We start from the raw sequence: 26,586 nt of genomic DNA, 5'->3' as shown, positions 1-26,586 counted from the left end.
CTCGGGCACCACCCCGATGATCTCGCTACACGGTGTCGACAAACACTTCGGTGACCTCCACGTCCTCAAGGACATCAACCTCGATGTGCCGGCGGGACAGGTGGTCGTCGTCCTCGGCCCCTCCGGCTCGGGCAAGTCCACGCTGTGTCGCACGATCAACCGCCTCGAGCCGATCGACAACGGCGAGATCCGCATCGACGGTGAACCGCTGCCGTCGGAGGGGAAGGGACTCGCCGCCCTGCGCGCCGAGGTCGGCATGGTGTTCCAGTCGTTCAACCTCTTCGCCCACAAGACGATCATCGACAACGTCACCCTCGCGCCGATGAAGGTGCGCAAGAAGAGCAAGGACGCCGCACGCGAGCGGGCGATGGAACTCCTCGAACGTGTGGGGATCGCCGCGCAGAAGGACAAGTACCCGGCGCAGCTCTCAGGTGGTCAGCAGCAGCGCGTGGCCATCGCCCGTTCGCTCGCGATGGACCCGAAGGTGATGCTGTTCGACGAGCCGACCTCGGCACTCGACCCGGAGATGGTCAACGAGGTCCTCGACGTCATGGTCTCCCTCGCCAAGGAGGGCATGACGATGCTGGTGGTGACCCACGAGATGGGGTTCGCCCGCAAGGCCGCCGATCGCGTGATCTTCATGGCCGACGGCGCCGTCGTCGAGGACACCGATCCGGAGAGCTTCTTCACCCGCCCGGAGTCCGACCGTGCCCGTGACTTCCTCGGCAAGATCCTGGGGCACTGATGCGGGCATCACACAGACAACTGATGCGGGCATCACACACACGACCGGTGCGGGCACACACACGCCGGCGTCGGTGGTCCACCGTGTTCGCGCTGGCCGTGACGCTGACCGTCACCGCGGCGTCGATGACCGCCTGCGGCAACACCAATCCCCGTGATCTCATCGCGTCGATCAAGGACGGCTCGGTCATCCTCGGCACGAAGTACGACCAGCCCGGACTCGGGCTGCGCGAACCGAACCGCGACTTCACCGGTTTCGACACTTTGGTGTCGCGGTACGTGGTCGATTCGATCGCCGACGACCTCGGCGTGAAACACCCGAAGATCACCTGGCGCGAGACCCCGTCGGCCCAGCGCGAGACGCTCATCGAGAACGGCGAGGTCGACATGATCGCCGCCACCTACTCGATCAACGCCGCGCGCTCCGAACGCGTCGCCTTCGCCGGGCCCTACCTCGTGAACTACCAGGGACTGCTGGTCCGCAAGGACGACGACAGCATCGCGACGCTGACCGACCTCGACAAGGGCAAGAAGCTCTGTTCGGTGACCGGATCGACGTCGGCGCAGAACGTCAAGGCCCAGCTGCCGCGAATCCAGTTGCAGGAGTACGACTCCTACTCCGGATGCGTGGAGGCCCTGCGGTTGAAGAAGATCGACGCGTTGACCACCGACGAGGTCATCCTCGCGGGCTTCGCCAACTTCGACATCTACGACGACCAGTTCAAGATCGTCGACATGACCTACCCCAAGGACGCGTGCGTCACCTCGTCCGGCAAGAAGGTCCTGCGCAAGGAGGGGGCGCCGTTCTCCACCGAGCGGTACGGCATCGGCATGCCGAAGAACTATCCGGCCAACGCCACCGCGGCAAACAAAGCGCTCGAAAAGATGCTCACCCCGGACGGTTCGGGGTCGTCGCCGTGGGAACGCGCTCTGCGTGAGTCCGTCGGTGACGAGGAGGTCAACACCTTGATGAAGCGCGCCGACGCGCCCGACTCGCCGTTCACCTTCACCCCGAAGCCCGGCGATCTGTCGTTCCTCGACTCGAAGTCCACCCCGTGCCCGGCGGGTCTGTCATGAACGAGTTGTGGTCGGACATCGGCCCCGCGTTGTGGCCAGCGTACTGGGTCACCCTCAAGCTCACCTTCTTCGCCGCCATCGGTTCGCTGGTGTGGGGCACGATCCTCGCCGGCATGCGGGTGTCGCCGGTGCCCGTGATGCGGATGTTCGGGACCTGGTACGTCAACATCGTCCGCAACACCCCGCTGACGCTGATCGTCATCTTCTGTTCGATCGGCCTCTACCAGAACCTCGGGCTCACCCTGGCGCCGGAGAACGCCAACTTCATCAAGAACAACAACTTCTGGCTCGCCGTCCTCGGATTCGTGGTCTACACCTCGACATTCGTGTGCGAGACACTGCGGTCCGGCTTCAACACCGTCCCGCTCGGACAGGCCGAGGCGGCCCGGTCGCTGGGTCTCGGTTTCTCGAAGGTCTTCGGGATCATCGTCCTGCCGCAGGCGATCCGGTCGGTCATCGGGCCGATGGGCAGCGTCCTGATCGCGCTGACGAAGAACACCACGATCGCCTCGGCCATCGGTGTCGCCGAGGCGTCGCTGCTGATGAAGGAACAGATCGAGAACCACGCCGACCAGATCGTCGCGATCTTCGCCATCATCGCGGTCGGCTTCATGATCATCACGTTGCTCGAGGGCTACGTGTTCGGCTTCCTCGCGAAGAGATTGGCGGTCCGACGATGAGCGGCAGCGCGACAGTCCTCTACGACGCCCCGGGCCCCAAGGCCAGGCGTCGCTACCAGGCGATCGCCGTCGTGTTCGCCGTGATCCTCATCGCGGCGGTGGCGTTCGTGATCGTGACGCTGGCCGGCAACGAGCAGCTCACCGGCGAGAAGTGGAAGCCGTTCGTCGAGGCCAACACCTGGACCACCTACCTGCTGCCCGGACTGTGGGGCACCTTGAAGGCGGCGGCCCTGTCGATCGTGTTCGCGTTGATCCTCGGTGCCGTCCTGGGCATCGGACGACTCTCGGAACATCGTGCGGTGCGCTGGATCAGCGGTGGAGTGGTCGAGATCTTCCGAGCGATCCCCGTCCTGATCCTGATGATCTTCGCCTACTACCTGTTCGCGCAGTACGCGGTGTTCCCGTCGCAGCAGTTGGCCTTCGCGGCCGTGGTCACCGGGCTCACGCTGTACAACGGCTCGGTGATCGCGGAGATCCTGCGCTCGGGCATCAACTCGTTGCCGTCGGGTCAGCTCGAGGCCGCGAACTCCTTGGGGCTGCGCAAGTCCCAGACCATGCGGATCATCCTGCTCCCCCAGGCCATCACCGCGATGCTCCCCGCCCTGATCTCGCAGATGGTGATCGCGCTCAAGGACAGCGCTCTGGGGTACGCGATCGGCTACATCGAGGTCGTGCGCTCGGGTATCCAGTCCGCCTCGTACTACGGCAACTATCTGCCGGCGCTGGTGGTCGTGGCGATCGTCATGATCATCATCAACTTCGGGTTGTCGGTGTTGGCCACCACGGTCGAGCGGCGTGTACGCGAGGGACGACGCAAGGACACGACGACCGCACCGGTCCAGCTCGACAAACTGCCCGTCTGACGTCGCATGGGTCCAGCTGCGGTCGGCGGTGTCAGTCGGGGTCGGGTAGGTCGTCGAGTGCGGCGCGGACGATCTCGAAGGCATCCGCCGATCCGTAGCCGCGTCGGGCGAGCATGGCGACGAGGCGGCGGGTCCGCCGGTCGCGTTCGTCGCGGTCGGCGATCATGTCCACCGTCCAGCCGCTGACCTTCCGCGCGACGAGATCGGCGGCGCGGAGGCGTTCCTCGTCGGCGTCGATCGTGGCGAGTGCGGCCTCGGCGACCGCCGGATCGACACCCTTGGTGCGCAGCTCGTGCCGCAGGGCGGTGCGCCCGCGACCGCTGTGTTCGTGTCGTGCGCGAACCCACTGCAGGGCGAAATCCGCATCGTCGACGAGTCCGACGGCGGCGAGGCGGTCGAGTACCGAGTCCACCTCCGCTGGCTCGAAATCCTTGCCCAACAGTCGAGTCCGCAGTTCTGATCGGCTCCGGGCGCGCACCCCGAGCAGGCGCAGTGCGCTGTCGTAGGCCGTCGCCTCAGGGCGCGACCCACCGCGTCCCGATGTCTGTTTCTCGGGGCGAGGAGGGGCAGACGACGAACGGGAGAGGATCTCGCGGGTCGCACCCTGCAGGCGCGCCCGGACATCCTCCCCCGTTCGGGAGTCGTGGAACCGATCAGAAGTCAACGGGCGCAGGCGCCACGTCATCGGTCAGGACCGCACCGATGCCGAGCTTCTCCTTGATCTTCTTCTCGATCTCGTCGCGCACATCGATGTTCTCGAGCAGGAACTTGCGGGCGTTCTCCTTGCCCTGGCCGAGCTGGTCCCCCTCGTAGGTGAACCACGATCCGGACTTGCGGATGAAGCCCTCGTTGACGCCGAGGTCGATCAGCGAGCCCTCCTTGCTGATGCCGTGGCCGTAGAGGATGTCGAACTCGGCCTGCTTGAACGGCGGCGACACCTTGTTCTTGACGACCTTCACGCGGGTACGGTTGCCCACCGCGTCGGTGCCGTCCTTGAGGGTCTCGATGCGACGGATGTCGAGGCGCACCGAGGCGTAGAACTTGAGAGCCTTACCGCCCGTGGTGGTCTCGGGCGAGCCGAACATGACGCCGATCTTCTCGCGCAGCTGGTTGATGAAGATGACCGTGGTCCCCGAGTTGCTCATCGCGCCGGTGATCTTGCGCAGCGCCTGGCTCATCAGTCGCGCCTGCAGGCCGACGTGGCTGTCGCCCATCTCGCCCTCGATCTCCGCGCGGGGCACCAGTGCGGCCACCGAGTCGACGACCAGGATGTCGAGAGCGCCGGAACGGATCAGCATGTCCGCGATCTCGAGGGCCTGCTCACCGGTGTCGGGCTGCGACACCAGCAACGCGTCGGTGTCGACACCGAGCTTCTGCGCGTAGTCGGGGTCGAGCGCGTGCTCGGCGTCGATGAAGGCCGCGATGCCACCGTTGGCCTGTGCGTTGGCGACCGCGTGCAGTGCCACGGTCGTCTTACCCGACGATTCCGGGCCGTAGATCTCGACGACGCGGCCGCGGGGGAGACCGCCGATGCCCAGCGCGACATCGAGCGCGATGGAGCCGGTCGGGATGACCTCGATCGGTGCGCGCACCTCGTCGCCCAGGCGCATCACCGAGCCCTTGCCGAAGTTCTTGTCGATCTGCGCGAGTGCGAGGTCGAGTGCCTTCTCGCGATCCTGCGGTGCTGCTGCCATGGGGTTCTCCTGTGTCTTGGGAGGCCGATTCTGTGCGTGTCCACAGGCCGGTGTCCTCGGTGTGCGCCACGCTAGACGGGACCACCGACAACGACATCGATCGTGCGTGCCGCCCTGTGCACCGACGTCATCTGTGGACCGATCCGCTCGATCGGGATCGCCTCGCGTTATCGAACAGGCTCCAGATTAGACGAACATCTGTTCGATGCGGGTATTCGCCGCGCCGACACGCCGTCGGATCGGGTGACGCGTCACCGTGACATCTGGTGACGCGTCACTGTCACATCGGGTGACGCGTCACCAGCGGTCGCGTGGGACGTCGAAATCGCGGCAGTAGGCCTGCCACACCTGCTTCGGGTCGTATCCCGCGTCGACGGCGTCGGCGCCGCTGCGCCCACCGAACTCCGGGAAGACGTGGTCACGCAGCATGGAGTAGGCGGCGGTGGAGCCGAACTCGGTCTCCATCAGTTCGGTGAACTCGGTCAGTCGCATCGCCGACCAGCCTAGCGACGATCCCCCGCAGGATCGTCACGATGTGCGCGGACCACGGCGTGACACACATCCACCGGATCGGTGAGACCGCCCGCGGCGCCGGCCGCCCGTGCGGCGGCCCGGATCGCGGGGTCGTCGAGAACCCGCTCGACCGCGCGACGCAGTGCCGCGGGGGTCAGCGGCCGCACGCAGACACCGACGCCGGCCCGTTCGGCGCGGTTGGCGAGTTCCCACTGATCGCCACCACCCGGGACGGTGACCACCGGCACCCCCGCGGTGAGACATTTGGCGAGCATGCCGTGGCCACCTCCACAGATCGCCACCGACGCCGTCGCCAGCAGCGTGTCCTGGCGGCCGGTCGTGGCGGTCGCCCAGTCGGGCAACGGGATCGACGGTTCGGTGAGTGCCGAGACGACCAGCCGAACCGGTCGGCCGGTCGTGGCCGGATCGAGCGCCTGCAGTGCGGTGGCGACGAGGTCGGCGACACCGGTGTGCGCGGTGGAGGGGGCCACCACGACCAGCGGATCGTCACCGGCCGGGGGTTCGGCGGTGGCATCGGTCGGCTCCCACAGCAGCGGACCGACGACGTGGGCGGAGTCGGGCCAGTCGGGTCGCGGCACCTCCAGCGCAGGCAGTGTCGCGACCAGACGCGCGTCGGGACCGGGATCCTCGGCGGGCAGGCCGACCGACACACGCGCCACCCCGCGCTGCCGTTCACCGAGCCGTCGCGACCGCGCGGTCGCCGCACGCATCAGCGTGTCGCGCAGTCGGCCCCCCACCCCGGTCCCCGGCGCCAATCCGCTGCCGATCGGTGGCAGACCTCGCGACGGCTCGTAGAGCGGGTGCGGCGACAGCTCGATCCAGGGCAGTCCGAGCAGCCGGGCCGACCACCCGCCGCAGACGGTGATCACGTCACACACCACCAGCTCGACCCCGGCCGCCTCGAGCAACGGGGTGAGGGCCGTGGTCATCCGCGCCGCGCGGACACTGAGTCGCGCGCCGGCATCGGTGTCGTCGCCGTCGGAGTCGAGGAGGTCGAGGCCAGGAAGCTCCGCCATCTCCACGGGCGGGAGTTCCTCCGCGCGGGCGGCACGGATGTCGGCCCACCCCGCACCGGTGAAGACGATGACCTCGTCACCCGCCCGTGACAGCCGTTCGGCCAGGGCCATCGCCGGGATCGCATGTCCGGCATCGGGTCCCGCCACGACAGCGATCCGCACCTACGAGCTCCTCAGCTGTCGATCCATCGGTCGTAGCGCCGGTCTAGCGATCGGCGGGCAGACCGGCCGAGGGCTTGTCCGCTCGGGTGAACCACTTGACCGCCGTCACGACCCCCAGGGCCAGCAGGCCGAGGACGGCCAGCGCCGCCAACCCTTTCACGAGCGCCACGATCAACCCGAAGGCCAACCACACCACGACGATCGCCACCGCAATCTTCCACCACATGTCGCGCACCTCTTCCGTTCCGGCGTCCGGGCCGATCGATGCGCCGACCCGTCACCGGTCACGATGCCCCGTCGGCGACGCCGGGTCAGCAGCTCACGACCGAGTCGGGGGAAAGATCCGGGATGACCCCGACACCGCGAGACGAGTTCTCGGGGACACCAGGACCCGGTGGGTCAGGACTGCTCGGGACGCTTGTTCAGATCGGGGGTGGCGGGGTCGATGGCGGGGTTCGACGACGAACCACCGGGCAGGGCCTCGTTCTTCATCCCGGCGCGGATCTGCTCGAGGCGCGAATGACCTGCCATCTGGACCGAGGCCTGCTGGACCTCCATCATGCGACCACCGACGGTGTTGCGGGAGAGCTCAGCCGAGCCGAGAGCGGTGGCGTAGCGACGCTCGATCTTCTCGCGCACCTGCTCGAGATTCGGGGTGTTGCCCGGCGCCGACAGCTCGCTCATCTGCTGCAGCGAGGAGCTGACCTGCTCCTGCATCTTCGCCTGCTCGAGCTGGCTGAGCAGCTTCGTACGTTCGGCGAGCTTCTGCTGCAACATCATCGAGTTCTGCTCGACGGCCTGCTTGGCCTGCGCCGCCGCCTGCAGGGACTGGTCGTGCAGGGTCTTGAGGTCCTCGATGCTCTGCTCGGCGGTGACGAGCTGGGCGGCGAACGCCTCGGCGGCATTGGTGTACTCCCCCGCCTTCGCGGAGTCACCGTTCGACGCGGCCTGATCGGCCAGCGTCAGCGCCTGCCGAGTGTTCGCGTTGAGCTTCTCGACCTCCTCGAGCTGACGATTGAGCTTCATCTCGAGCTGACGCTGGTTGCCGATGACCGCGGCGGCCTGCTGCGACAACGCCTGGTGCTGACGTTGCGCGTCCTCGATGGCCTGCTGGATCTGGATCTTCGGATCGGCACGCTCGTCGATCGTGGCGTTGCCGGCGGCCATCAGGTAGCGCCAGGCCTTCACGAATGGGTTCGGCATCTTTTCCCTGTCGTCGGTGCTCGTACATGGAGTCGTGCCCGGCCGATCTCGCAGGAGTACAGCCGTGCAATGGACACCAATCTAGCCGGTGGCGTCACCGCGAGGGGTGACGTCGGCCCGGCGGGTGGTGCGGGTCAGGCCGCCGACAGCGTGGAGGTGCCCCGGGCGCGGGCGGCACCGGTCGAGTCGGCGGGCGGCGGGATCACGACCTTCGTGTCCTCGGCGATGGTGGTACGACGACGCATCGCGGTGCTGACATCGAGGAGGAGGTCGGCGATCTCCACGTCGAGGGCGTCGCAGATCGCCGAGAGCAACTCGCTCGACGCCTCCTTCTGTCCACGCTCGATCTCGGACAGGTAGCCCAGGCTCACCCGCGCGTCGGTCGAGACCTCACGCAGCGTGCGGCCCTGATCCGTCCGGACCCGCCGCAGACTGCCACCGAGAGCCTCACGAAGTAGTGCTGCCATTGGAGTCCTCCTCACCTACTGACGTACAACGCGCTCACACCCCACGGAAGTTCCCGATCCGGTCGTATCGGCACGCAGCGAGGAGTTCCGACGACCCTAATCGACGTCCGGCGACACCGCCGGTCGGTGATCCGACCGGGATCGTCACGCGGCGCGGCCGGCCGATCGCAGCTGCAGCGCACGCCAGACGTAGTCGAGTCCGGTGAGCACGGTGGCCACGATCGCGGCGACCATCACCGCGACGGCGACCCAGTGCAACGCACCCGGCAGGGGCAGGATGTACAGGCCGATCGCGATCACCTGCAGCAGCGTCTTGAGCTTCCCGCCGCGGCTGGCCGGGATGACCCCGTGTCGGAGCACCCAGAACCTCAGCAGGGTGACGCCGACCTCGCGAGCGATGATCACCGCGGTGATCCACCACGACAGGTCACCGAGGAGCGACAGGCCGATCAGCGCCGCACCGATCAGTGCCTTGTCGGCGATCGGATCGGCCATCTTGCCGAAATCGGTGATCAGGCCCCGGTTGCGAGCGATGCGGCCGTCGTAACGGTCGGTGATCGCCGCGACCGCGAACACGACCCAGGCGGCGATCCGCCAACCCGCTTCGTGGCCGTCACCGACGAAGAGGGCCGCGAGGAACACCGGCACGAGCACGATGCGGAACACCGTGAGGATGTTGGCGATGTTGACGATCGGGACGTTGCTGACCGGGTCGGCGATCGGATCGTCGGCCACCGGCTTGATGGAGTTGCGCAACCGCTCGGCCACCGGCGAATCCTCGCCCGTCGACCGACCGACGATGCCTCGGCGCCGGTCATCGGTGCGTCCTGGATCACCCACGCCCAAGACGATATCGGTCAGACGGGCGCGACCCGAGCGCAGGTCACGCGAGCGCGCCGCGCGAGTGTCGCGGGGCCGCGTGACAGGTCGACGCGACAGGCCCCGCGTCGGCACCGGCGTACTACTGTCTCCCCCATGGCAGCCGACGAGGGGTCCGCCGACATCGCCGGCATCACCGAGGCGGTGTCGGTGACCATCCGCCGGGCTCGGACATCGGACGTCCCGCGCATCAAAGCGGTGATCGACATGTACGCCGGCCGCATCCTCCTCGAGAAGAACCTGGTCACCCTGTACGAGGCGGTCCAGGAGTTCTGGGTCGCCGAGATCGCGGGCGAGGTGGTGGGATGCGGTGCACTGCACGTGCTCTGGGCCGATCTCGGCGAGGTGCGCACGGTGGCGGTCGACCCGGCGTGGGCCGGACACGGCATCGGCCACCGACTGGTCGGCCGGCTCATGGACGTGGCGCGCGATCTGCAACTCACGCGGGTGTTCGTGCTGACGTTCGAGACCCGTTTCTTCGCCCGGCACGGTTTCGCCGAGATCGACGGGACACCGGTCACCTCGGAGGTCTACGAGGAGATGTGCCGGTCGTACGACGCCGGTGTCGCCGAGTTCCTCGACCTGAGCTACGTCAAGCCCAACACCCTGGGCAACACCCGCATGTTGGCCTCCCTCCGCTGATGTCCCCTGATCCGACCCGACCACCCAGGAGCGCACTCCCATGACCGTCTTCGCCGTCGAGTACACCTACGTCGATGCCACCTCCGACACCCGCGACACCCACCGGGCATCGCACCGTGCGTGGCTCGGTGGCCTCGTGGACACCGGCGTGGTGCTCGAGTCGGGTCCCTACCCCGACGGCAGTGGCGCGCTGCTGATCTTCCGGGCCGACGACGCCGACGAGTTGGCGGCGATCCTCACCGACGACCCCTTCCATGCGGCCGACGCCATCACGGCCACCCGCGTGACGGAGTGGAAGCCCCTGTTCGGGCCGTTGGCCGACTGAGACGGGCGAACCCCGCACCACCGACAGGTGATGCGGGGTCCGCGACGGTGCTCGGCGGAGGTCAGGCGCTCGGTATCGAGTCCTGTTCCTTCTTGTCGTTCGATTTCGCCTTGATGAGGCTGGCCACCGTGGTGACCACCAGGACACCGACGATGATGCTCAGCGACAGGCCGGTCGAGATCTCCGGCACCTTGATGTGCTCGCCGCCGTTGAGGAACGGCAGCGTGTTCTCGTGCAATGCGTGCAGCACGAGCTTCACACCGATGAAGCCGAGGATGATCGACAGGCCCCACGACAGGTACACGAGGCGATCGAGCAGGCCGTCGAGCAGGAAGAACAGCTGACGCAGACCCATCAGCGCGAAGGCGTTCGCGGTGAACACGATGTACGGCTCGGTGGTGAGGCCGTAGATGGCGGGGATCGAGTCGAGGGCGAACAGCACGTCGGTGAAGCCGATGACGATGAGGACCATCAGCATCGGGGTGGCGAGGCGCCTGCCGTTGACCTTGGTGAACAGCTTGTCGCCGTTGTAGTCGTCGGTCGTGCGCAGGTACTTCTTGACGAAGCGCATGATCGCGCTGTCGCCTTCGTCCTCGTCGTCCTCCGAGGCGGTGGCCTCGCGGATCAGCTTGACGGCGGTGTAGATGAGGAACGCACCGAACAGGTAGAAGACCCAGCTGTAGGCGTTGATCGCCGCGGCGCCAACGGCGATGAATCCACCGCGCATGACCAGCGCCATCACGATGCCTAGCAACAGCACCTTCTGCTGGTACTCACGGGGAACCGCGAACTTGGCCATGATGATGACGAACACGAAGAGGTTGTCGACCGACAGCGCCTTCTCGGTGATGAAGCCGGCGTAGTACTCACCGCCGTAGGTGCCGCCCCACTGCCACCAGACGTAGCCGCCGAAGATCAGTGCGATGGTGATGTAGACCGCCGACCAGGCCCCGGACTCCTTGAGCGAGGGGGCGTGGGGGGTGCGGACGTGGGCGAAGAAGTCGAAGATGAACAACCCCAGGATCACCACGAGGGTGATGATCCAGGTTGTCGCGGACACGTTCATACGAAAAATCCTCCAGCTGACCGAACACGGGTGCCAGAGGTCTCTCCCGCCGTGTGGTTGACCACTCGGCCGACGTCCCGGAACGACATACGAGCCCGGTGATGGCACCGATTCGATGACGAACGTATTGACGAGATCGCCGCGACAGGGATACTCCCCTCGAAAGCAAAATTTACTTTACCTTTGCCGTGGGGGGCTCGCCATTGTCGCAGGTCAGCGGATTTGTGTTACGGACAATTCAGTCACCGACCGTCGCGCCGTTGATCGAGGCGATCACGCCGGCGAGGTCCTCGGGCTTCACCAGGACCTCCCGCGCCTTGGAGCCCTCGCTGGGGCCGACGACGCCGCGCGTCTCCATCAGGTCCATCAGTCGTCCGGCCTTCGCGAACCCGACGCGCAGCTTGCGCTGCAGCATCGACGTCGACCCGAACTGACTGCTCACCACGAGCTCGATGGCCTGCAGGAGGTCGTCGAGATCGCCGCCGATGTCGCCGTCGATGTCCTTCGAATCCGACACCTTCTGCGCGGTGACACCTTCCTGGTACTGCGGGTCGCCCTGCTCCTTGGCGAACTCGACGACCGCGGAGATCTCCTCGTCGGTGATGAACGCGCCCTGCATGCGGATGGGCCGGTTGGAGCCCATCGGGATGAACAGGCCGTCGCCCATGCCGATCAGCTTCTCGGCGCCGGGCTGATCGAGGATGACTCGCGAGTCGGTCAGCGACGACGTCGCGAACGCCAGACGCGAGGGGACGTTGGTCTTGATCAGACCGGTGACCACGTCGACCGAGGGGCGCTGCGTGGCCAACACCAGATGGATGCCGGCGGCGCGCGCCTTCTGCGTGATGCGGACGATCGCGTCCTCGACGTCCTTCGGCGCGGTCATCATGAGGTCGGCGAGCTCGTCGACGATGGCGAGGATGTAGGGGTAGGGCCGGTACACACGCTCGGAGCCCAGCGGGGTGGTGATCTCGCCGGATCGCACCTTCGCGTTGAAGTCGTCGATGTGTCGCACGCGCGACGCCTTCATGTCCTGATAGCGCTGCTCCATCTCCTCCACCAGCCACGCGAGAGCGGCCGCGGCCTTCCTCGGCTCGGTGATGATGGGGGTGATCAGGTGCGGGATGCCCTCGTACGGCGTGAGTTCCACCATCTTCGGGTCGATGAGGATCATCCGGACGTCGTCGGGCGTCGCACGCGTCAGCAGCGACACCAGCATCGAGTTCACGAAGCTCGACTTGCCCGAACCGGTGGAACCGGCCACCAGGAGGTGCGGCATCTTCGCGAGGTTGGCGCTCACGAAGTCGCCCTCGATGTCCTTGCCGAGCCCGATCACCAATGGATGTGCATCTTTTCGGGTGCTCGGCGACTTCAGGACATCGGCGAGGCGGACCATCTCACGGTCGCTGTTGGGCACCTCGATCCCGACCGCGGACTTGCCGGGGATGGGCGCGAGCAGTCGCACGTTGTCGGTCGCGGCGGCGTAGGCGATGTTGCGGGCCAGCGCGGTGATCTTCTCGACCTTCACGCCCGGGCCGAGTTCGACCTCGTACCGCGTGACCGTCGGTCCCCGCGTGAAACCGGTGACGGCGGCGTCGATCTTGAACTGCTCGAGCACCGCGGTGATGCGGTCGATCATGTCGTCGTTGGAGGCGCTGCCCATCTTCGGCGGATCGCCGTCGATCAGCAGCGAGGCCGGCGGCAGACGGTAGTCGCCGTCGATGGTGCGCTCGACGAGTTCGGTGAAGTCCTCGGCGGCAGGCGGTGCGGGCGCAGCGGCCTTCTTCGGCGTGGCCACACGGCGCGGCTTCGCGACGACCTCGGTGGGACGGGTGGCGAGTGCCTCGGCCGGGTCGACGTCGGTGATGAGCGGCTCGGTGAGGGCCTCGCCGGCGGTGACCCCGGCGGGTCGACGCAGGCGCGTCGTCGGTGCCGGGATGTCGTCGACGTCGTCGGGCGGGTAGTTCTGCCACGGGTCGCCACCGCGACCCACCTCATACCGGGGGTCGTCCCAGTCGTCGGCCGGGTCGTCGAGATCGGTAGGGTCCTCGAGGTCGGAGGGGTCGTAGACATCGTGACGCGCACCGTGCCCCACCCCGAAGTACTCCGACGCGAGCGTGACGACCTCGCGCACGGTCATGCGCACGGCCAGCAGGATCCCGGCGACGATGCAGACGAGAAGGATCGGTACCGACACCCAGGCGGTGAGCCCGGCGGTGAGTGGTCCGGCCGCGGCGAAGCCGAGGAACCCGCCGGCGTCGAGACGGCCGTCGAAATCGACCGGGGCCCCGGCGATCAGATGCCAGATCCCCAGCACCGGCAGACCGATCAACGCGCAGGCGCCGATGTTGCGGCCGCGGCTGCGCGGATCGGGTCCGCGTCGCATCAGTCGGATGGCGACAGCTGTGGCGACGACGGGGACCACCACGGCTGCGGCGCCGACGACCGCCCGCACGACGGTGTCGATGAACGCTCCGACCGGTCCGGCGGCGTGGAACCAGACCCCGACGGCGACCAGGATCGCAACGGCGAGGAGAGCCAGGGCGGCGCCGTCACGGCGGCGCCCCTCATCAGATGACCGATCGAACGGGGCCGGGGCCTCGCGCCGCGGACGGCGGACCGGTGCGTCGTCGAACCCGTCGACCATGTCGTCGTCGCGATCCCCCACGTCGGAGAGGTCGTCGTCGAAGTACTCGTCGGCGTAGGTGCGATCGGGGTCGAAGCGCTCGGGCCCCAGATCGTCGACGTCGACGTCGTCGAGGCCGCGGGGGTGGCGGTCATCGCGCGTGTGCGCGGCTCCCGATCCGACACGGGCGAGTCCACCCACCCCGCGTGCGAGCAGGACCCAGCCGCTCCCCACTCCCCGACCGATCGCGCGGACCACCGAACCGTGCTCCGGGGTCTCCTCCACCACGGTGGCCCGGGTCGCGGCCGATCGCGACCGCGTGGTGCCCGCCGAGGCGGAGGTCGAGCGGGCCGAGGTGCGGTTGGACGATGGGGATCGAGGGCCCGCTGCGCGCCCCTTCGTCGGGGTCTTCGCGCTCGACCTCGACGTGGAGCCACCGGCCTTCTTGGGCGTTCCTGCCTTCTTCGCGGCTCCGCTGCGGGAGGCCGTGCGGGTCGTCGCGGAGGACGTCCCCGCAGCTCGACGCGTCGAGGAACCCGACGAGGTGCGCTTCGCGGCCGCGCGGGAACCACGGGCCGTGGACTTGGAGCTCATGGGCTCACCATAAACCGCATCAACCCCATACGCCTCGTGCACCTCACCGGTCCCACGAAAGGCGTGTCTCTATCGTGACCGAGCTCTGGGCCGACGTCAGAGGCCGCGCTCGGCCGCCTTCACCGCGGCCACCGCGTCGGGGTCGCCGTCGAAGGCCAGATCGACCTGATCGCGCCCGTACACGAACAGGACGAGATCGCCCAGATCTCCGGTGACCGTGACCGACGGACCCGAGCCGGCGGTCAACACCGTCGCGCCGTCGCCCGTGGTCAGCGCGACACGCGCCCCTGCCGAACGCAGTCCCTTCTTCCCGATCAACGTCAGCGGGGCCTTGAGTGCCGACTCGAGCGCGGGATCGAGAACGCGGGGCGTCCACCCCGGGGAGGCACGGCGTACGTCCTCGTGGTGGACGAAGAACTCCGCCGGGTTGGCGAACCGGTCGAGGATCGCGAACGGCGAATACCACGGCGGGCCGGAGGCGAACTGATCGACGAGGCGGTCGTAATCGCGCCGCGCATACGAGTTCTGCACCTGCTCGGTGTAGCCCGCCAGCGGCGGGATCACGATGCCCGCCGACGCGTCGAGCCGCGCCTCACGGACCACCATGTGCGCGGTCAGGTCACGCGCGGTCCAGCCGTCGCAGAGGGTGGGGGCATCGGGTCCGACCGAACGCAGGGTCTCGGCGAGGGCGGTGCGTTCGGTGCGTGCAGCGGTCATCGCCCGAGCCTATCGACTCCGGCGACGCCCGCGACCGCGGTGGTCTCTGCGCTACCGGGGCCGCTTCTCGCGCACCGACAACACGGTCGGCACGATCATGGGGCGACGACGGTAGGTGTCGGCCACCCACTTGCCCACCACACGTCGGATCAGCTGGGCGATCCGGTGGGTGTCGGTGACACCGTCGGCAGCGAGGTCCGACAGCGACGAGTGGACCAGGTCGGCCGCATCCTTCAGTGCCGCCGGGTCGTCGGAGAACCCGCGGCCCGAGACCTCGGGTGGACTGATCAGTCGACCGTCGGCGGCGTCGATCACCACGGTGATGGCGATGAAACCACCCTCGCCGAGAACCAGGCGCTCCGACAGGGTCGACTCCCCGACGTCGCCGACCGACAGACCGTCGACGTAGACGTAACCGACGGGCACGCGACCGACGATGCTCGCGCGGCCGTCGACGAGATCGACGACCACGCCGTCCTCGGCGAGCACCACGCGGTCGGGGGCGACTCCGGTCGCCTCCGCCAGTGCGGCGTTGGCGCGCAGATGCCGCCACTCGCCGTGCACCGGCATCGCGTTCGAGGGCCGCACGGCGTTGTAGAGGTAGAGCAGCTCGCCGGCCGACGCGTGTCCGGAGACGTGCACCTTCGCGCTCTGCTGGGTGACGACCGTGGCACCGCGTTTCGCGAGCCCGTTCACCACCGCGAACACCGAGTTCTCGTTGCCCGGGATCAGAGAGGACGCCAGCACGACGAGATCGTCGGCGCGGATGTTGATCTGCCGGTGTTCGCCGCGCGCCATCCGCGACAGCGCCGACAGCGGCTCGCCCTGCGACCCCGTGGAGACCAGCACCACACGGTGGTCGGGAAGCGATGCGGCCGCATCCATCTCGACAATCACACCGTCGGGCACGCGCAGGTAATCGAGCTCCTGCGCGATCTGCATGTTGCGGACCATCGACCGTCCGACGAAACACACCTTGCGGTCGTGGGCGGCCGCGACATCCACGACCTGCTGGATGCGATGGACGTGGCTGGCGAACGACGCGACGATCACGCGCTGGCGGGCCTTGCCGATCACGGTGTCGAGGACGGTGCCGATGTTGCGTTCGGGCGTCACGAATCCGGGGACCTCGGCATTGGTGGAGTCGACGAGGAACAGGTCGACCCCTTCGTCGCCGAGCCGGCTGAACCCGGCGAGGTCGGTGAGACGACCGTCGAGGGGTAGCTGGTCGAGCTTGATGTCGCCGGTGTGCAGCACCAAGCCTGCGGGGGTCCGGATCGCCACGGCGATCGCATCGGGGATGGAGTGGTTGACCGCGAAGTACTCGAGGTCGAACGGCCCGAAGTTCGACCGCTCCCCCTCGGTGACCTGGACCAGCTTCGGGCGCTGCCGGTGCTCGCGGCACTTCGCCGCCAGCAGGGCGAGGGTGAAACGCGAACCGATCACCGGGATGTCGCCGCGCAGTCGCAACAGGAACGGCACGGCACCGATGTGGTCCTCGTGCCCGTGGGTCAGGACGATCGCCTCGACGTCGTCCATCCGGTCCTCGATGTAGCGGAAGTCCGGGAGGATGAGGTCGACGCCGGGCTGCTGGTCCTCGGGGAACAACACCCCGCAGTCGACGATCAGCAGCTTGCCGTCGTACTCGAACACGGTCATGTTGCGGCCGATCTCGCCGATGCCGCCGAGCGCCACGACCCGTAAACCGCCGCGGGGCAGCTTCTTCGGCAGACCGAGACGGTCGGTGACGTCACCGACGGGCTGCGATGCGACCTGGGGGGAACGGTCGCGACGCGGCTCCGACGCACCGCCGCCACCGGAGTTGCGCGAGTTCTTGCCGCGACGGCGTCCACCGCCCGAGGAGTCCGACGACCGGGCATTGTCCTTGGCGGCGTTGTCCTTGGGCGTGGTGTTCTTGGCCGCGGGGTTCGACGCCTTCGAGGCCTGCCCCGACTTCTGTTGCGGGGGCGCGGTGTTCGTCTGCTCGGGTGCGGCGGCGGCCTTGGGCTGTACGGGCTCGGCAGCCGCCGTGGGCTGCTCGTGGGCCGGCGGGGTCGGGGCCGCGGGTTCCGGCGGGCCGCTGCGACGGGTCGCGGCGCGGCGTCGACGTTTCGGGGCGGTGGGTTCGCCGCTCGGCTGCTCGGGGCCGGTCATGAGAGCACCTGCGCTGCACGCAGATCCGCGATCAGCGATTCGATCTGCGGCCCGGTGGCCGGCATCTGCGGCAGGCGAGGCTCGCCGACGTCGAGTCCGGTGATCCGCAGGGCGGCCTTCACCATCGTCACACCACCGAGTCGACCCATGGCGTTCACCAGCGGTATGAGCGAGAGGTTGATCTCCCGTGCACGAATCATGTCACCCTTTTCCACAGCGTCGAGCAGATCTCTGAGCCGTTCCGGCACCAGGTGGCCGATCACCGAGACGAATCCCGACGCACCCACCGCCAGCCACGGCAGGTTGAGCGCGTCCTCACCGGACAGGTACTGCAGTCCGGCGTCGGCGATGAGCGACGCGGCGGAGTTCAGATCGCCCTTGGCGTCCTTGACGCCCACGATGTTCGGGTGCCGCGCCAGTTCGAGCAGCGTGCGGTGCTCGATCGGCACCACCGAGCGCGGCGGGATGTCGTAGAGCAGTACCGGCAGGTCGGTCGCGTCGGCGATCGCCGTGAAGTGTGCGAGGAGTCCGGTCTGCGGTGGCCGCGAGTAATAGGGCGTCACCACGAGAAGCGCATGCGCGCCGCGCTTGGCCGACTCGACGGCGAAGCGCACGCTCTCGGCGGTGTCGTAGCTGCCCGCCCCCTGCGTGATGCGTGCACGGTCGCCGACCGCGTCGAGCACGGCGCTGAGCAGGTCGAGCTTCTCGGTCACGGTGGTGGTCGGTGATTCCCCGGTGGTACCGGAGATCACGAGTCCGTCGACCCCGCGATCGACGAGATGGGTCGCGAGCTCGACTGCCCGGTCGAGGTCGAGGCTGCCGTCGGCGGCGAAAGGCGTCACCATCGCGACACCCACGGTTCCGAACGGATGCAGCCCGTGCTGCGTCTGGCCGCTGTTCATGGTGGTCAGGCTACCGCCCGGGGGTGCGCCCGAACCGCACAACCCACCCGCGGCCGCGTCGGTCAGCTGTCCACCACGTATGGGGAGGTCGCGACCTCGGTGCCGTCGGCCAGGGTCCCGATCTCGAAATCACCGAACACGGTCGGCGCGACACCGCAGAGCTGCCGCAGACACTCGATCGCGAGCTGCCGGATCTCGACGTCGGCGTGTTCGGTCGCACGCATCCCGACGAAATGACGCCACGCGCGCAGGTTGCCGCTCACCACGATCTTGGTCTCGGTGGCGTTGGGCAGCACCGACCGCGCCGCCTGTCGTGCCTGTTTGCGACGCAGGATTGCGTTGGGCACGTCGGCGAACTTGGCCTCGAGGGCCTCGAGGAGTTCGGTGTAGGCCGCGCGCGCGGCGTCGGTGGCGGTGACGAACAGGTCCTCGAGCTCGGCGTCTCCGCGGATCGCGGGCGGCGGGACCACGTTCGAGTCGTGTTCGGGGACGAACCGCTGCGAGAGCTGGGAGTAGGAGAAGTGTCGATGCCGGATCAGTTCGTGTGTGCACGATCGCGAGATCCCCGTGATGTAGAAGGTGACCGTCGCGTGCTCGAGGAGGGAGAGGTGCCCGACCTCGAGGATGTGGCGCAGGTAGCCGGCGTTGGTGGCCGTTCGCGGGTTGGGCTTGTCCCAGCTCTGGTAGCAGGCCCGGCCTGCGAACTCGACGAGTGCCTCGCCACCGTCGACGTCGGTCGACCACGGGACGTCGGCGGGTGGGTGGAACTCGGTGTGCGCGATCATGTGCACCTGCAACGGAACCAACTGCGACACCTGACTGCACTCCTCTTCGACGGGTCGACCGGCGACTCGATCGGAACCGATTGTCCCGTGCCACGCGACGTCGCCGAACGCGGGTGTCGGTGTTCGCTACTGCAGAGCGCGACGCAGAACGGGAGCGAGGTCGCCACGCGCGTCGGTGTCCACGCCTCCGACCGTCACGTCGTCCATCCCGAGCCACCCCGCCATCGATCGCAGGTCGACCGCGAGATGTTCGGCGACGCGGCCGCGGTCCACCCCGTCCTCGGCGAAGGCACCGAGTACCCGCAGCACACGCGCGGACCGATCGGTCTTGAGGTCCACGCGGGCGGGGATCTCCTCGTCGAGGAGATAGGGGAAGACGTAATACCCGTGCACGCGTTGCGGTTCGGGTACGTAGATCTCGATGCGGTAGTGCATGTCGAACAGGCGATGCAGCCGTGGCCGGAAGAACACCAGCGGGTCGAACGGGGCGAGCAGGGCCGACGCGGTGACCCGACGGGGAGTGCGGGCCGCGGGGTCGAGATATGCGGTGCGGTCCCACCCCGCCACGGTCACCGGCGTCAGTTCGCCGGCGTCGACGAGCTCGGTGACGGCCACGCGCGCGTCGGCGACCGGCAGACGGTAGTAGTCGCGCAGGTCGGTCTCCGTCGCGACGCCGAGCGCACCGATCGACCGGCGGACCAGCTCACGGACGGCGACGTCCCGGTCGATGTCGGTGTTCGCGAGGTACGGACCGACGATGTTCGACGCGAGGTCGTAGTGACGCGCGAAGTTGCCCCGCCGGATCGCGGAGAGATCGCCGGCGGCGAGCATCACCTCGCACGCATGCTTCACCTCGCTGCGATCCCACCAGCTCCCCCGCCGCGGCCGATCGCGGCGCCGGCCGAGCAGCTCTTCGAGCTCACCGCCGGTCGACGGACCCATCTCGGCGAGGACGTCGGCGATCTCGGCGCGTAGCGCGGTGCGTTCGGGCGGCTCGGTCACCGGCTTGCCGTACCGGCCGTGGCGATAGTCGTCCATCCGCCAGCCGAACAGCGGCCAGTCCTCGACCGGGATGAGGGCGGCCTCGTGCGCCCAGTACTCGGCCAACAGACGCGGTGCCCGCGCTGTCGATTCGGCCGCCGCCCGGTCGAGCAGCGCAGGGTCGTAGGGACCGAGCCGACTGAACAACGGCATGTAGTGCGCGCGGACGACGATGTTGACCGAGTCCATCTGCAGGAACCGGATCCGGCCGAGGACCCGCTGCAGGTGCCGACGGGTGACGGCTCCACCGGGTTTCGGGTCGGCGAAACCCTGCGCCGCCAGTGCGATCCGACGCGCTCGCGCGATGGGCAGGGCGGCTGCGTTCACGGTGTGGGCGGCCGCGGTGTCGACACGTCGGGGCGGAGCCGGTGGTCGAGGAACCGGAAGCGCAACCCGCTCGACGATTCCTGCCAGTCCCCCCGTGTGGTGGCCTCCCACCGCGCGGGGTCGATCTCCGGCGCGTGTGCGTCGGCACCGTCGACGTCGACGTCGATCTCGGTGACGTACAGGATGTCAGCGAACTCCATTGCCGCAGTGTAGATCTGGCTGCCACCCATCACCATCACGGTGTCGCCGGGGTCGGCTGCGAGCGCGTCCGCGAGATCGTGGGCGACGACCGCCCCGGGCGACGTCCAGGTCTGGTCGGTGGTCAGCACGACGTTGACCCGGTCGGGTAGCGGCCGGAATCGTTCGGGCAGCGACTCCCAGGTCTTGCGACCCATCACCACGCGGTGTCCGCGGGTGAGATCGCGGAAATGCCGGGCATCTTCGGGGACACGCCACGGGATGGTGTTGTCGCGCCCGATGGCCCGATCGTTGCCCTGCGCCCAGATCAACGCGACCGTCATACCGCCACAGGCGCCTTGATTCCGGGATGGTGCTGGTAGTCGACGACCTCGATGTCGTCGAATTCGTAGTCGAACAACGACTCTCGCGGGGCCAGGCGCAGTGTCGGGTACGGGTACGGGTCACGTGAGAGCTGCAACTTCACCTGCTCGACGTGATTGTCGTAGATGTGGCAGTCGCCGCCGGTCCACACGAACTCGCCGACCTCGAGTCCGGCCTGCGTGGCCATCATGTGGGTCAGCAGGGCGTAGGAGGCGATGTTGAACGGGACCCCCAGGAACAGATCGGCGCTGCGCTGGTAGAGCTGGCACGAGAGTTTGCCGTCGGCGACGTAGAACTGGAAGAAGGCGTGGCACGGCGGCAGTGCCATCTGCGGGATCTCCCCCACGTTCCACGCCGAGACGATGTTGCGACGTGAGTCGGGATCGGACCTCAGCAACGCCAGTGCGTTGGAGATCTGGTCGATGTGCTCGCCCGACGGCGTGGGCCAACTGCGCCACTGCACCCCGTAGACCGGCCCGAGGTCACCGGAGGAGTCGGCCCACTCGTCCCAGATGGTGACGCCGCGCTCCTGCAGCCACCGCACGTTCGAGTCGCCCCGCAGGAACCACAGCAGTTCGTAGAACACCGACTTCACGTGGACCCGCTTGGTGGTGATCAGCGGGAACCCGGCGGCCAGGTCGTAGCGGAGCTGATGGCCGAACAGGCTGCGCGTGCCGGTGCCGGTGCGGTCGGCCTTGGGTGTCCCCTCGGCCAACACCTTCGCCAGCAGGTCCTCGTACGGGGTGTCGATCACGGGTCGAGTCTAGGACTCCTCACCGACGACGGTGCGCAGGCGGCTCAGCTCATCAACTGCGCGGCGACGACCCCGCCGAGCTCACGACACGCTGCGAGCTCGCCGGTATCCGGCTTGTTCGACACGACGACGTGCTCGGAGACCCGGGTCCAGGCGAGGCCCGTGGTGATCGAGTCGATGGCGCGAACGGCCCCCCGGTGCCCTCGTTGCCGTGCAGATAGGCCCCGAACGGACGGCCACGGGTGGCGTCGAGGATCTGGTAGTAGCTGGTGTCGAAGGCGTGTTTATTAGTCTTGAACTCTCTAACTACGAACATGCCCGCGACCAGCGCAATCATCTACACCCGCGCCTCCCGCGACAACGCAAAGGGCCGGTCGGTCGCCGAGCAGGAGGCCGAGTGCCGGGCAGTGTGCGAGCGGGAGGGCTGGCCAGTCGCCGAGGTGATCTGCGACAACGATCGGTCGGCGAGCCGGTATGCCCGCAAAGACCGCCCCGGCTTCGACCGGCTCCGCGAGATCGTCGCCTGGGGCACGTAATCGTATGTTAGGAGGCGTCGCGACTCTCACGTGATCTCGGCGCGCTTATCGGGCTGCGCGATCTGTGTATCGACCGAGGCGTGGCAATGTCGTACGGCGGGCAACTCGTCGACCTCGACGAACCCAAGTTCGTCATCGACGGCATGATGTCCGAGCAGGAGGCCAAGAAGACCCAGGAGCGCATCCTCCGTGCGCACCGGGCCAACCTCGCCGACGGAAAGCCTTACGGACGAGTTCCGTGCGGCTACAAGATCGTTCGTGACCCTGAGACAGGCAAGTCGATCGGCCGGACCCCCGACCCCGACCGTGTTCCCCTCGTTCTGGAGGCCGCGCGGCGAGTGCTCGCCGGGCAATCGTTCGGCTCGGTGGTCCGTTGGATCGAGACGAAAGACCCGATCGGGTGGGACTCGGCGAAGCTGCGTCGCATTCGGCTCAAACGCGACCTACGCCGGGTATCGCACCGTCAGCGCCACCATCGACGGCAAACGCGGCCCTCAGGAAATCCACGGCAAGGGCACATGGGAGCCGATTCTCCCCGACGAGCAACACCATGACCTCGTGGCGCTGTTCGCGGGCCGCAAGACCGGGCCGCGTGGGGTGCCGGTGAAGCACCTGCTGACGGGCATCGCTCGGTGTGCGGTGTGCGGCGAGTACGTCTGGAAGGCGCGCGGCGGCCGACGGAAAGATGGGACCGGGCACGTGGTGTATCAGTGCAAGGAGCACTGTGTCGGCCGAAATATGGCGGCGACCGACGGTGTAGTTCTCGCGGTCGTCGAGGGCATCCTGACCACACCCGAGTCGCTGGCCGCGCTGGCCGAGGTACCGGCATCTGACCCCACCGCCCCGGCACGGTTGGCCCAGCTACGTCGACGCCTGGAGGACGTCGAGAACGAAAGAGCCGAGGGTTGGATGCCGCCGAGTACCGGCGCGCGGGTCGCGACCCGACTGGAGGCGCAGATCGCCGACGCCGAGACTGACGCGACACCGGTGTTCACGGACCCGTTGATCCGAGAACTCGCGACCGCCCCCGACCCGATGGCGATGTGGCAGGAACTACCGCTGGTCGCGAAGCGCGAGTTCATCCGGTCGACCATGACCATCGACCGCGTCGGCCGGGGCCGGTGGCACAAGCCGTCTGACGCGATCACAATCACGCCTCGTCGCCCTGTCGCCGCTCATTAGGTAGCGGAACCGACCATCGCCCTCAGCAGAATATGCTTTCCGGGTGTCGACTCGCCCCGAACTGCCGAAGGTTCTCTACCACTACACCGACACCGCCGGGCTCCTCGGCATCCTCGGCCACCCAGCCAACTTCCCCGGCACCGACGCGGGCGTATTCGCCACCGAGACCGGCGCGACATTCGGGACGCTGTGGGCGACGGACGCTCGGTACCTCAACGATGCGGCCGAGCTGACTTTCGGCGCGGAGATGCTGGCGCAGAAGCTCGAAAACCGCGCCGAGTCGACACCACCGGGCACCGTTCACGATCGGCTCGTGAGCCTCACCGCCGACGTCCGTACCGGCCGGTTCGAGTTCACCATTGGCTCCGCGCCCGAACAGCGTCACCCTCACGTCACGTGCTTCTGCACCTCCGGGAACCTTCTCAGCCAGTGGCGCGGGTACGGCGACGGTGGAGGCGGCTACGCGATCGGGTTCAGTGACACCGCGCTCAACGAGTTCATCACGATCGACTCCCACTTCTTCGAGACGAGCCCCGAGTTCGCGGTCAGCCCGATTGGCCCGCCCGAGAAGGTCTACTACGGGGACGACGACGCGAGCCAGTTCCTCGACGACTGCGCCGACGAGATCGCCGAAGGTGTCGAGGGGATAGAGACCGGCGACAACGACTACACCTACCCCGACGTCTTTCACGGCGTCGCCGCTCGCTGGCTCGCCCAGGTGAAGCACGACGCGTTCAGCGAGGAGGCCGAGTGGCGGTTGATCGTCGACCGGATCAACAAGGCCCAGGACAGCGAGTTTCGCCCCGGATCAATCGGCCTCGTCCCCTATCAGAAACTCCACTTCCCGATCACGCGATCCGGCGAACCCTCAATCGTCAAGATCGTCGTCGGCCCGGGTAGAGAGCGAGAACTGAGGAAGGAGGCGGTGACGCATCTGCTGGAGAAGATCGGCTCCACCGATACCGAGGTCTCGCTGTCTGACGCCCCCTATCGGGGGTAGGGGTCGGGGTGGGCCGCTGCCCAACGAGCGAAAGACTCGTCAACTCCGCGCGCCACGGCGTCCTGCTTATTCTCAGTGCTCATATCTATCTCTCCAATCAGGTTGCAGTGCTGTTGTTTTGAGCGCCCTCGGGCGGCTCCACCTTCGCGAGGGTTACATGCGCAGAGTCGCCAGGGCGGCCCGCGTCATGCCACCGCTCGTACGCCGCGTCGAAGATGTCCCGCGGGATGCCCTGCACGAAGCTCGTGCGAATCTTGGCGGCGGTTGTCTTGCCGTTGATGTCGTCGCAGGCCAGGGCGGCGCACAAATCCTCGATCGCCTTGTTGATGCGCTTCACCCGCACCTCGTCGGTTGCGACCTGGTCGCGGTAGCACTCCTCACGGAATCCCCCTGTGGCGTACCGCCGCGAGGTGAGGGTGCCGAGGTTATCGAGCCGCCCCGCTTTCAGCAGCACCTTCAGGTGGTGGCTGTGTTGGGTCGACTTCTCCGAGAAGGGTCACGGGCAGTGGCCGCCGCTTTCACCTCTCCCGACGTCACGCCCTCGATCGTCTCGAGGCCGCGGACGATCTCGAACACGGCCTCGCCGGTCTCATTAATCTGCTCGGCCACCTCGAACGCATCGAGTGCACGCACCGCGAGCGACGACTTTCGCCCCGCCGACTCCGGCACCTCGACGAGTTCGAACTGGTGCTTGCAGCCAGCCTTGTCGTCCTTCTGCTTGTCGCGCACGATCGTGAGCTTGGGGGTGGTGCCGGATCGATCGACCCGAAGCGACGTCTGCACCGCCCCGAACCATGCCGACGACCCGCGCCCGTGGGTGGTGCCGCGTGCGGTGTGATGGACGGTCAGCACCGCCGCCCCCGTCTCGTAGATCAGCTTGTCGATGTGTCGGATCGCGAGACTCTGATCGGAGGCCTCGTTCTCTCCGAGCCCGGCCGTCGACCGGGCTCGGGTGTCGAGCCCGAGGCGCGAGCGTTTACCCTCGCCTCGATCCGATCCGGCAGCGCTCCCGGTAGCTTCAACGTGACGCCCGCTGCGCTGCTCTAGATCGGCTCGTTGTAGCCGTAGGAGATGGTGACGGTGGCGACCGGCCCCTCAGAGCTATTCAGAACGCTGACGTGCTCCACGTTGGAGTACCAGGCTCCGGGTCGGCCAGCGATTCTCCGCATCACCTCGGCCTCGGCCGCCGCCTCTGCCTCTTCGGTGTCGTGCATGTTGCGCAAGCGAACCTCGATGTTCTCGTGCTCGAACTTGACTGAGCGTGTCTGGGCCATCGCCCGCCTCCTCGTCGTCGTTGCGTATCGCGACGATAGTCCCATCAACCACCGACATACCCGTCAATGTCGGAGTAACGCGGCATGATTGGGCTTATGACCCTCCGGCTAACAGCGGACAACGCACGGCGCTACTGGCACGCGCTCATCGCGAACGTGGCGGCGCTGATCGACGACGCGAACGTGCTACTGGATAACCAGTCTCCTGGCCGCGCACGGTCGCTTCTCGTGTTGGCGCAAGAGGAGTTGGCGCGCGCGAATGCGGTCTTCGAGGCGTCAGTTGGCGCGTGGGAGAGCGGCGGCACGGTCGAACTGTCCTCGCCGCCCGGCAACCCCAAGCACCTCGCCGTCTCGAACAACCACCGCGACAAGATCGCCGCGACCGACGATTTCGCGCTGGACCTCGGCCCATTCTGGGGCGATTACAGCGCGTGGGAGAACGGGGTCGTGCCCGAGCCTGGTCGACTGCCCGCCGAGGTCGATCGCGAGAAGCAAGACGGGTTCTACGTCGCGTCGGCTCCAGGGGCAGGCGGCCGATTCGCATCCCCCCTCGACGTCGAGCGCGCGCCGGTGGCCACCGAGCTGGAGCGGGTCGCTCAGCTCGCCGAGATGGCGCTTATCCGCGACCACACGCGCAAGCAGGCTCTCGGTAATTCCGGTGAGGACAGCGCCCAAGACCTGCACTGGATGCTGTTGCCGTATGCGCATCCGAGATGTGGGCCTACTTCGTAGAGAACATGGAGAGCCGAGCGGCTGACGAACCCGACCAGTAGCGCGACGC

General features: G+C 67.6%; 32 protein-coding genes and 1 pseudogene. 12 read left to right on the top strand and 21 right to left on the bottom strand.

Annotated features, from left to right (window positions below; all coding sequences use genetic code 11):
- Window positions 1-16: 16 nt before the first annotated feature.
- Genes ACLBW1_RS18140 through ACLBW1_RS18125 form a run of 4 tightly spaced genes read left to right on the top strand, consistent with a single transcriptional unit; the run spans window position 17 to window position 3,364 of the window.
- Entirely contained in the window at window positions 17-745 is a 729-nt protein-coding gene (locus ACLBW1_RS18140) for an amino acid ABC transporter ATP-binding protein (protein ID WP_447813612.1), read from the top strand.
- 23 nt (window positions 746-768) lie between these two features.
- Entirely contained in the window at window positions 769-1,821 is a 1,053-nt protein-coding gene (locus tag ACLBW1_RS18135; RefSeq protein WP_447813203.1) for a glutamate ABC transporter substrate-binding protein, read from the top strand.
- Complete coding sequence (locus ACLBW1_RS18130) at window positions 1,818-2,501, top strand: amino acid ABC transporter permease (RefSeq protein ID WP_045822520.1); 684 nt, start codon at window positions 1,818-1,820, stop codon at window positions 2,499-2,501. Before ACLBW1_RS18135 ends, ACLBW1_RS18130 begins: the two co-directional genes overlap by 4 nt.
- Window positions 2,498-3,364 (top strand): amino acid ABC transporter permease, encoded by an 867-nt coding sequence (locus ACLBW1_RS18125; protein ID WP_447813202.1) that lies wholly within the window; start codon window positions 2,498-2,500, stop codon window positions 3,362-3,364. The genes ACLBW1_RS18130 and ACLBW1_RS18125 overlap by 4 nt, the downstream gene beginning before the upstream one ends.
- 31 nt (window positions 3,365-3,395) lie before the next feature.
- Here ACLBW1_RS18125 and ACLBW1_RS18120 read toward each other — a convergent pair whose 3' ends face one another.
- Together ACLBW1_RS18120 and recA are read right to left on the bottom strand one after the other, a co-directional pair.
- Window positions 3,396-4,049 carry a regulatory protein RecX gene (locus ACLBW1_RS18120; protein WP_447813201.1) on the bottom strand — a complete coding sequence of 218 codons (654 nt, stop codon included), beginning with the start codon at window positions 4,047-4,049 and terminating at the stop codon, window positions 3,396-3,398.
- Window positions 4,018-5,058: a recombinase RecA gene (recA, locus tag ACLBW1_RS18115; protein WP_434217924.1), complete on the bottom strand. Its 1,041-nt coding sequence runs from the start codon at window positions 5,056-5,058 to the stop codon at window positions 4,018-4,020. Before recA ends, ACLBW1_RS18120 begins: the two co-directional genes overlap by 32 nt.
- 102 nt (window positions 5,059-5,160) lie before the next feature.
- On the opposite strand from recA, the gene ACLBW1_RS18110 reads away from it, so the two are divergent.
- Window positions 5,161-5,328, top strand: coding sequence for a hypothetical protein (locus ACLBW1_RS18110; RefSeq protein WP_447813200.1), 168 nt, complete (start codon window positions 5,161-5,163; stop codon window positions 5,326-5,328).
- A gap of 27 nt (window positions 5,329-5,355) precedes the next feature.
- Here ACLBW1_RS18110 and ACLBW1_RS18105 read toward each other — a convergent pair whose 3' ends face one another.
- The 6 genes from ACLBW1_RS18105 to pgsA form a co-directional block, all read right to left on the bottom strand.
- Complete coding sequence (locus ACLBW1_RS18105; RefSeq protein WP_447813199.1) at window positions 5,356-5,550, bottom strand: DUF3046 domain-containing protein; 195 nt, start codon at window positions 5,548-5,550, stop codon at window positions 5,356-5,358.
- A gap of 11 nt (window positions 5,551-5,561) precedes the next feature.
- A complete protein-coding gene (locus tag ACLBW1_RS18100; protein WP_447813198.1) occupies window positions 5,562-6,770 on the bottom strand; it encodes a glycosyltransferase in 1,209 nt (402 codons plus the stop codon).
- A 43-nt stretch (window positions 6,771-6,813) separates the two neighbouring features.
- Window positions 6,814-6,996, bottom strand: coding sequence for a hypothetical protein (locus ACLBW1_RS18095; RefSeq protein WP_447813197.1), 183 nt, complete (start codon window positions 6,994-6,996; stop codon window positions 6,814-6,816).
- Window positions 6,997-7,169: 173 nt separating this feature from the next.
- The gene (locus ACLBW1_RS18090; protein WP_447813196.1) at window positions 7,170-7,973 is read right to left on the bottom strand and encodes a PspA/IM30 family protein; all 804 of its coding nucleotides are present in this window, start codon (window positions 7,971-7,973) and stop codon (window positions 7,170-7,172) included.
- A gap of 134 nt (window positions 7,974-8,107) precedes the next feature.
- Window positions 8,108-8,440 (bottom strand): helix-turn-helix domain-containing protein, encoded by a 333-nt coding sequence (locus ACLBW1_RS18085; RefSeq protein ID WP_447813195.1) that lies wholly within the window; start codon window positions 8,438-8,440, stop codon window positions 8,108-8,110.
- Window positions 8,441-8,584: 144 nt separating this feature from the next.
- Entirely contained in the window at window positions 8,585-9,208 is a 624-nt protein-coding gene (pgsA, locus tag ACLBW1_RS18080; protein WP_447813611.1) for a CDP-diacylglycerol--glycerol-3-phosphate 3-phosphatidyltransferase, read from the bottom strand.
- A gap of 207 nt (window positions 9,209-9,415) precedes the next feature.
- Between pgsA and ACLBW1_RS18075 the strand changes: the two genes are divergently transcribed.
- On the top strand, window positions 9,416-9,961 hold the full coding sequence (locus ACLBW1_RS18075; protein WP_447813194.1) for an amino-acid N-acetyltransferase: 546 nt from the start codon (window positions 9,416-9,418) through the stop codon (window positions 9,959-9,961).
- 40 nt (window positions 9,962-10,001) lie between these two features.
- Window positions 10,002-10,286 carry a YciI family protein gene (locus ACLBW1_RS18070; RefSeq protein ID WP_447813193.1) on the top strand — a complete coding sequence of 95 codons (285 nt, stop codon included), beginning with the start codon at window positions 10,002-10,004 and terminating at the stop codon, window positions 10,284-10,286.
- 61 nt (window positions 10,287-10,347) lie between these two features.
- On the opposite strand, the gene ACLBW1_RS18065 is transcribed toward ACLBW1_RS18070, so the two are convergent.
- From ACLBW1_RS18065 to ACLBW1_RS18020, 10 genes and pseudogenes are all read right to left on the bottom strand, one after another.
- Window positions 10,348-11,352 carry a TerC family protein gene (locus tag ACLBW1_RS18065; protein WP_447813192.1) on the bottom strand — a complete coding sequence of 335 codons (1,005 nt, stop codon included), beginning with the start codon at window positions 11,350-11,352 and terminating at the stop codon, window positions 10,348-10,350.
- A 238-nt stretch (window positions 11,353-11,590) separates the two neighbouring features.
- Window positions 11,591-14,572 carry a DNA translocase FtsK 4TM domain-containing protein gene (locus ACLBW1_RS18060; RefSeq protein ID WP_447813191.1) on the bottom strand — a complete coding sequence of 994 codons (2,982 nt, stop codon included), beginning with the start codon at window positions 14,570-14,572 and terminating at the stop codon, window positions 11,591-11,593.
- 96 nt (window positions 14,573-14,668) lie between these two features.
- Window positions 14,669-15,289, bottom strand: coding sequence for a TIGR03085 family metal-binding protein (locus tag ACLBW1_RS18055; protein ID WP_447813190.1), 621 nt, complete (start codon window positions 15,287-15,289; stop codon window positions 14,669-14,671).
- Window positions 15,290-15,340: 51 nt separating this feature from the next.
- The gene (locus ACLBW1_RS18050; RefSeq protein WP_447813189.1) at window positions 15,341-17,443 is read right to left on the bottom strand and encodes an RNase J family beta-CASP ribonuclease; all 2,103 of its coding nucleotides are present in this window, start codon (window positions 17,441-17,443) and stop codon (window positions 15,341-15,343) included.
- Window positions 17,440-18,345: a 4-hydroxy-tetrahydrodipicolinate synthase gene (gene dapA, locus ACLBW1_RS18045; protein ID WP_447813188.1), complete on the bottom strand. Its 906-nt coding sequence runs from the start codon at window positions 18,343-18,345 to the stop codon at window positions 17,440-17,442. Before dapA ends, ACLBW1_RS18050 begins: the two co-directional genes overlap by 4 nt.
- Window positions 18,346-18,407: 62 nt before the next feature.
- Window positions 18,408-19,160 carry an FAD-dependent thymidylate synthase gene (gene thyX / locus ACLBW1_RS18040; protein ID WP_447813187.1) on the bottom strand — a complete coding sequence of 251 codons (753 nt, stop codon included), beginning with the start codon at window positions 19,158-19,160 and terminating at the stop codon, window positions 18,408-18,410.
- A gap of 96 nt (window positions 19,161-19,256) precedes the next feature.
- Window positions 19,257-20,498 carry a winged helix-turn-helix domain-containing protein gene (locus tag ACLBW1_RS18035; RefSeq protein WP_447813186.1) on the bottom strand — a complete coding sequence of 414 codons (1,242 nt, stop codon included), beginning with the start codon at window positions 20,496-20,498 and terminating at the stop codon, window positions 19,257-19,259.
- Window positions 20,495-21,019 (bottom strand): dihydrofolate reductase, encoded by a 525-nt coding sequence (locus ACLBW1_RS18030; protein WP_447813185.1) that lies wholly within the window; start codon window positions 21,017-21,019, stop codon window positions 20,495-20,497. Before ACLBW1_RS18030 ends, ACLBW1_RS18035 begins: the two co-directional genes overlap by 4 nt.
- On the bottom strand, window positions 21,016-21,813 hold the full coding sequence (locus ACLBW1_RS18025; protein ID WP_447813184.1) for a thymidylate synthase: 798 nt from the start codon (window positions 21,811-21,813) through the stop codon (window positions 21,016-21,018). The genes ACLBW1_RS18030 and ACLBW1_RS18025 overlap by 4 nt, the downstream gene beginning before the upstream one ends.
- 44 nt (window positions 21,814-21,857) lie before the next feature.
- A pseudogene (locus ACLBW1_RS18020) lies at window positions 21,858-22,099 on the bottom strand (flavodoxin family protein); the annotation flags it as partial.
- A gap of 28 nt (window positions 22,100-22,127) precedes the next feature.
- Here ACLBW1_RS18020 and ACLBW1_RS18015 point away from each other — a divergent pair.
- The 4 genes from ACLBW1_RS18015 (at window position 22,128) to ACLBW1_RS18000 (ending at window position 24,531) form a co-directional block, all read left to right on the top strand.
- Window positions 22,128-22,349, top strand: a complete 222-nt coding sequence (locus ACLBW1_RS18015) for a recombinase family protein (protein ID WP_447813183.1) — start codon at window positions 22,128-22,130, stop codon at window positions 22,347-22,349.
- 86 nt (window positions 22,350-22,435) lie between these two features.
- Window positions 22,436-22,903: a hypothetical protein gene (locus tag ACLBW1_RS18010; protein WP_447813182.1), complete on the top strand. Its 468-nt coding sequence runs from the start codon at window positions 22,436-22,438 to the stop codon at window positions 22,901-22,903.
- A gap of 4 nt (window positions 22,904-22,907) precedes the next feature.
- Window positions 22,908-23,531 carry a hypothetical protein gene (locus tag ACLBW1_RS18005; RefSeq protein ID WP_447813181.1) on the top strand — a complete coding sequence of 208 codons (624 nt, stop codon included), beginning with the start codon at window positions 22,908-22,910 and terminating at the stop codon, window positions 23,529-23,531.
- Window positions 23,532-23,574: 43 nt separating this feature from the next.
- The gene (locus ACLBW1_RS18000) at window positions 23,575-24,531 is read left to right on the top strand and encodes a DUF2971 domain-containing protein (protein WP_447813180.1); all 957 of its coding nucleotides are present in this window, start codon (window positions 23,575-23,577) and stop codon (window positions 24,529-24,531) included.
- 97 nt (window positions 24,532-24,628) lie between these two features.
- Here ACLBW1_RS18000 and ACLBW1_RS17995 read toward each other — a convergent pair whose 3' ends face one another.
- The 3 genes from ACLBW1_RS17995 to ACLBW1_RS17985 form a co-directional block, all read right to left on the bottom strand.
- Window positions 24,629-24,985, bottom strand: a complete 357-nt coding sequence (locus tag ACLBW1_RS17995; RefSeq protein ID WP_447813179.1) for a hypothetical protein — start codon at window positions 24,983-24,985, stop codon at window positions 24,629-24,631.
- A gap of 2 nt (window positions 24,986-24,987) precedes the next feature.
- Complete coding sequence (locus ACLBW1_RS17990) at window positions 24,988-25,260, bottom strand: hypothetical protein (protein WP_447813178.1); 273 nt, start codon at window positions 25,258-25,260, stop codon at window positions 24,988-24,990.
- Between the two features lie 314 nt (window positions 25,261-25,574).
- Window positions 25,575-25,805, bottom strand: a complete 231-nt coding sequence (locus tag ACLBW1_RS17985; RefSeq protein ID WP_447813177.1) for a hypothetical protein — start codon at window positions 25,803-25,805, stop codon at window positions 25,575-25,577.
- Between the two features lie 96 nt (window positions 25,806-25,901).
- On the opposite strand from ACLBW1_RS17985, the gene ACLBW1_RS17980 reads away from it, so the two are divergent.
- Entirely contained in the window at window positions 25,902-26,537 is a 636-nt protein-coding gene (locus ACLBW1_RS17980) for an AbiV family abortive infection protein (RefSeq protein ID WP_447813176.1), read from the top strand.
- Window positions 26,538-26,586 lie beyond the last annotated feature (49 nt).

Source organism: Williamsia sp. M5A3_1d (assembly GCF_053345315.1).
This window is presented reverse-complemented; position numbering and strand designations above follow the sequence as displayed.

What these genes read in the sequence shown, in the direction of transcription:
- ACLBW1_RS18140 (WP_447813612.1), top strand. Translation starts at nt 17, where the DNA reads ATGATCTCGCTACACGGTGTCGACAAACACTTCGGTGACCTCCACGTC.
- ACLBW1_RS18135 (WP_447813203.1), top strand. Translation starts at nt 769, where the DNA reads ATGCGGGCATCACACACACGACCGGTGCGGGCACACACACGCCGGCGT.
- ACLBW1_RS18130 (WP_045822520.1), top strand. Translation starts at nt 1,818, where the DNA reads ATGAACGAGTTGTGGTCGGACATCGGCCCCGCGTTGTGGCCAGCGTAC.
- ACLBW1_RS18125 (WP_447813202.1), top strand. Translation starts at nt 2,498, where the DNA reads ATGAGCGGCAGCGCGACAGTCCTCTACGACGCCCCGGGCCCCAAGGCC.
- ACLBW1_RS18120 (WP_447813201.1), bottom strand. Translation starts at nt 4,049, where the DNA reads ATGACGTGGCGCCTGCGCCCGTTGACTTCTGATCGGTTCCACGACTCC.
- recA (WP_434217924.1), bottom strand. Translation starts at nt 5,058, where the DNA reads ATGGCAGCAGCACCGCAGGATCGCGAGAAGGCACTCGACCTCGCACTC.
- ACLBW1_RS18105 (WP_447813199.1), bottom strand. Translation starts at nt 5,550, where the DNA reads ATGCGACTGACCGAGTTCACCGAACTGATGGAGACCGAGTTCGGCTCC.
- ACLBW1_RS18095 (WP_447813197.1), bottom strand. Translation starts at nt 6,996, where the DNA reads ATGTGGTGGAAGATTGCGGTGGCGATCGTCGTGGTGTGGTTGGCCTTC.
- ACLBW1_RS18090 (WP_447813196.1), bottom strand. Translation starts at nt 7,973, where the DNA reads ATGCCGAACCCATTCGTGAAGGCCTGGCGCTACCTGATGGCCGCCGGC.
- ACLBW1_RS18085 (WP_447813195.1), bottom strand. Translation starts at nt 8,440, where the DNA reads ATGGCAGCACTACTTCGTGAGGCTCTCGGTGGCAGTCTGCGGCGGGTC.
- ACLBW1_RS18075 (WP_447813194.1), top strand. Translation starts at nt 9,416, where the DNA reads ATGGCAGCCGACGAGGGGTCCGCCGACATCGCCGGCATCACCGAGGCG.
- ACLBW1_RS18070 (WP_447813193.1), top strand. Translation starts at nt 10,002, where the DNA reads ATGACCGTCTTCGCCGTCGAGTACACCTACGTCGATGCCACCTCCGAC.
- ACLBW1_RS18065 (WP_447813192.1), bottom strand. Translation starts at nt 11,352, where the DNA reads ATGAACGTGTCCGCGACAACCTGGATCATCACCCTCGTGGTGATCCTG.
- ACLBW1_RS18060 (WP_447813191.1), bottom strand. Translation starts at nt 14,572, where the DNA reads ATGAGCTCCAAGTCCACGGCCCGTGGTTCCCGCGCGGCCGCGAAGCGC.
- ACLBW1_RS18055 (WP_447813190.1), bottom strand. Translation starts at nt 15,289, where the DNA reads ATGACCGCTGCACGCACCGAACGCACCGCCCTCGCCGAGACCCTGCGT.
- ACLBW1_RS18050 (WP_447813189.1), bottom strand. Translation starts at nt 17,443, where the DNA reads ATGACCGGCCCCGAGCAGCCGAGCGGCGAACCCACCGCCCCGAAACGT.
- dapA (WP_447813188.1), bottom strand. Translation starts at nt 18,345, where the DNA reads ATGAACAGCGGCCAGACGCAGCACGGGCTGCATCCGTTCGGAACCGTG.
- ACLBW1_RS18030 (WP_447813185.1), bottom strand. Translation starts at nt 21,019, where the DNA reads ATGACGGTCGCGTTGATCTGGGCGCAGGGCAACGATCGGGCCATCGGG.
- ACLBW1_RS18015 (WP_447813183.1), top strand. Translation starts at nt 22,128, where the DNA reads ATGCCCGCGACCAGCGCAATCATCTACACCCGCGCCTCCCGCGACAAC.
- ACLBW1_RS18010 (WP_447813182.1), top strand. Translation starts at nt 22,436, where the DNA reads ATGTCGTACGGCGGGCAACTCGTCGACCTCGACGAACCCAAGTTCGTC.
- ACLBW1_RS17985 (WP_447813177.1), bottom strand. Translation starts at nt 25,805, where the DNA reads ATGGCCCAGACACGCTCAGTCAAGTTCGAGCACGAGAACATCGAGGTT.
- ACLBW1_RS17980 (WP_447813176.1), top strand. Translation starts at nt 25,902, where the DNA reads ATGACCCTCCGGCTAACAGCGGACAACGCACGGCGCTACTGGCACGCG.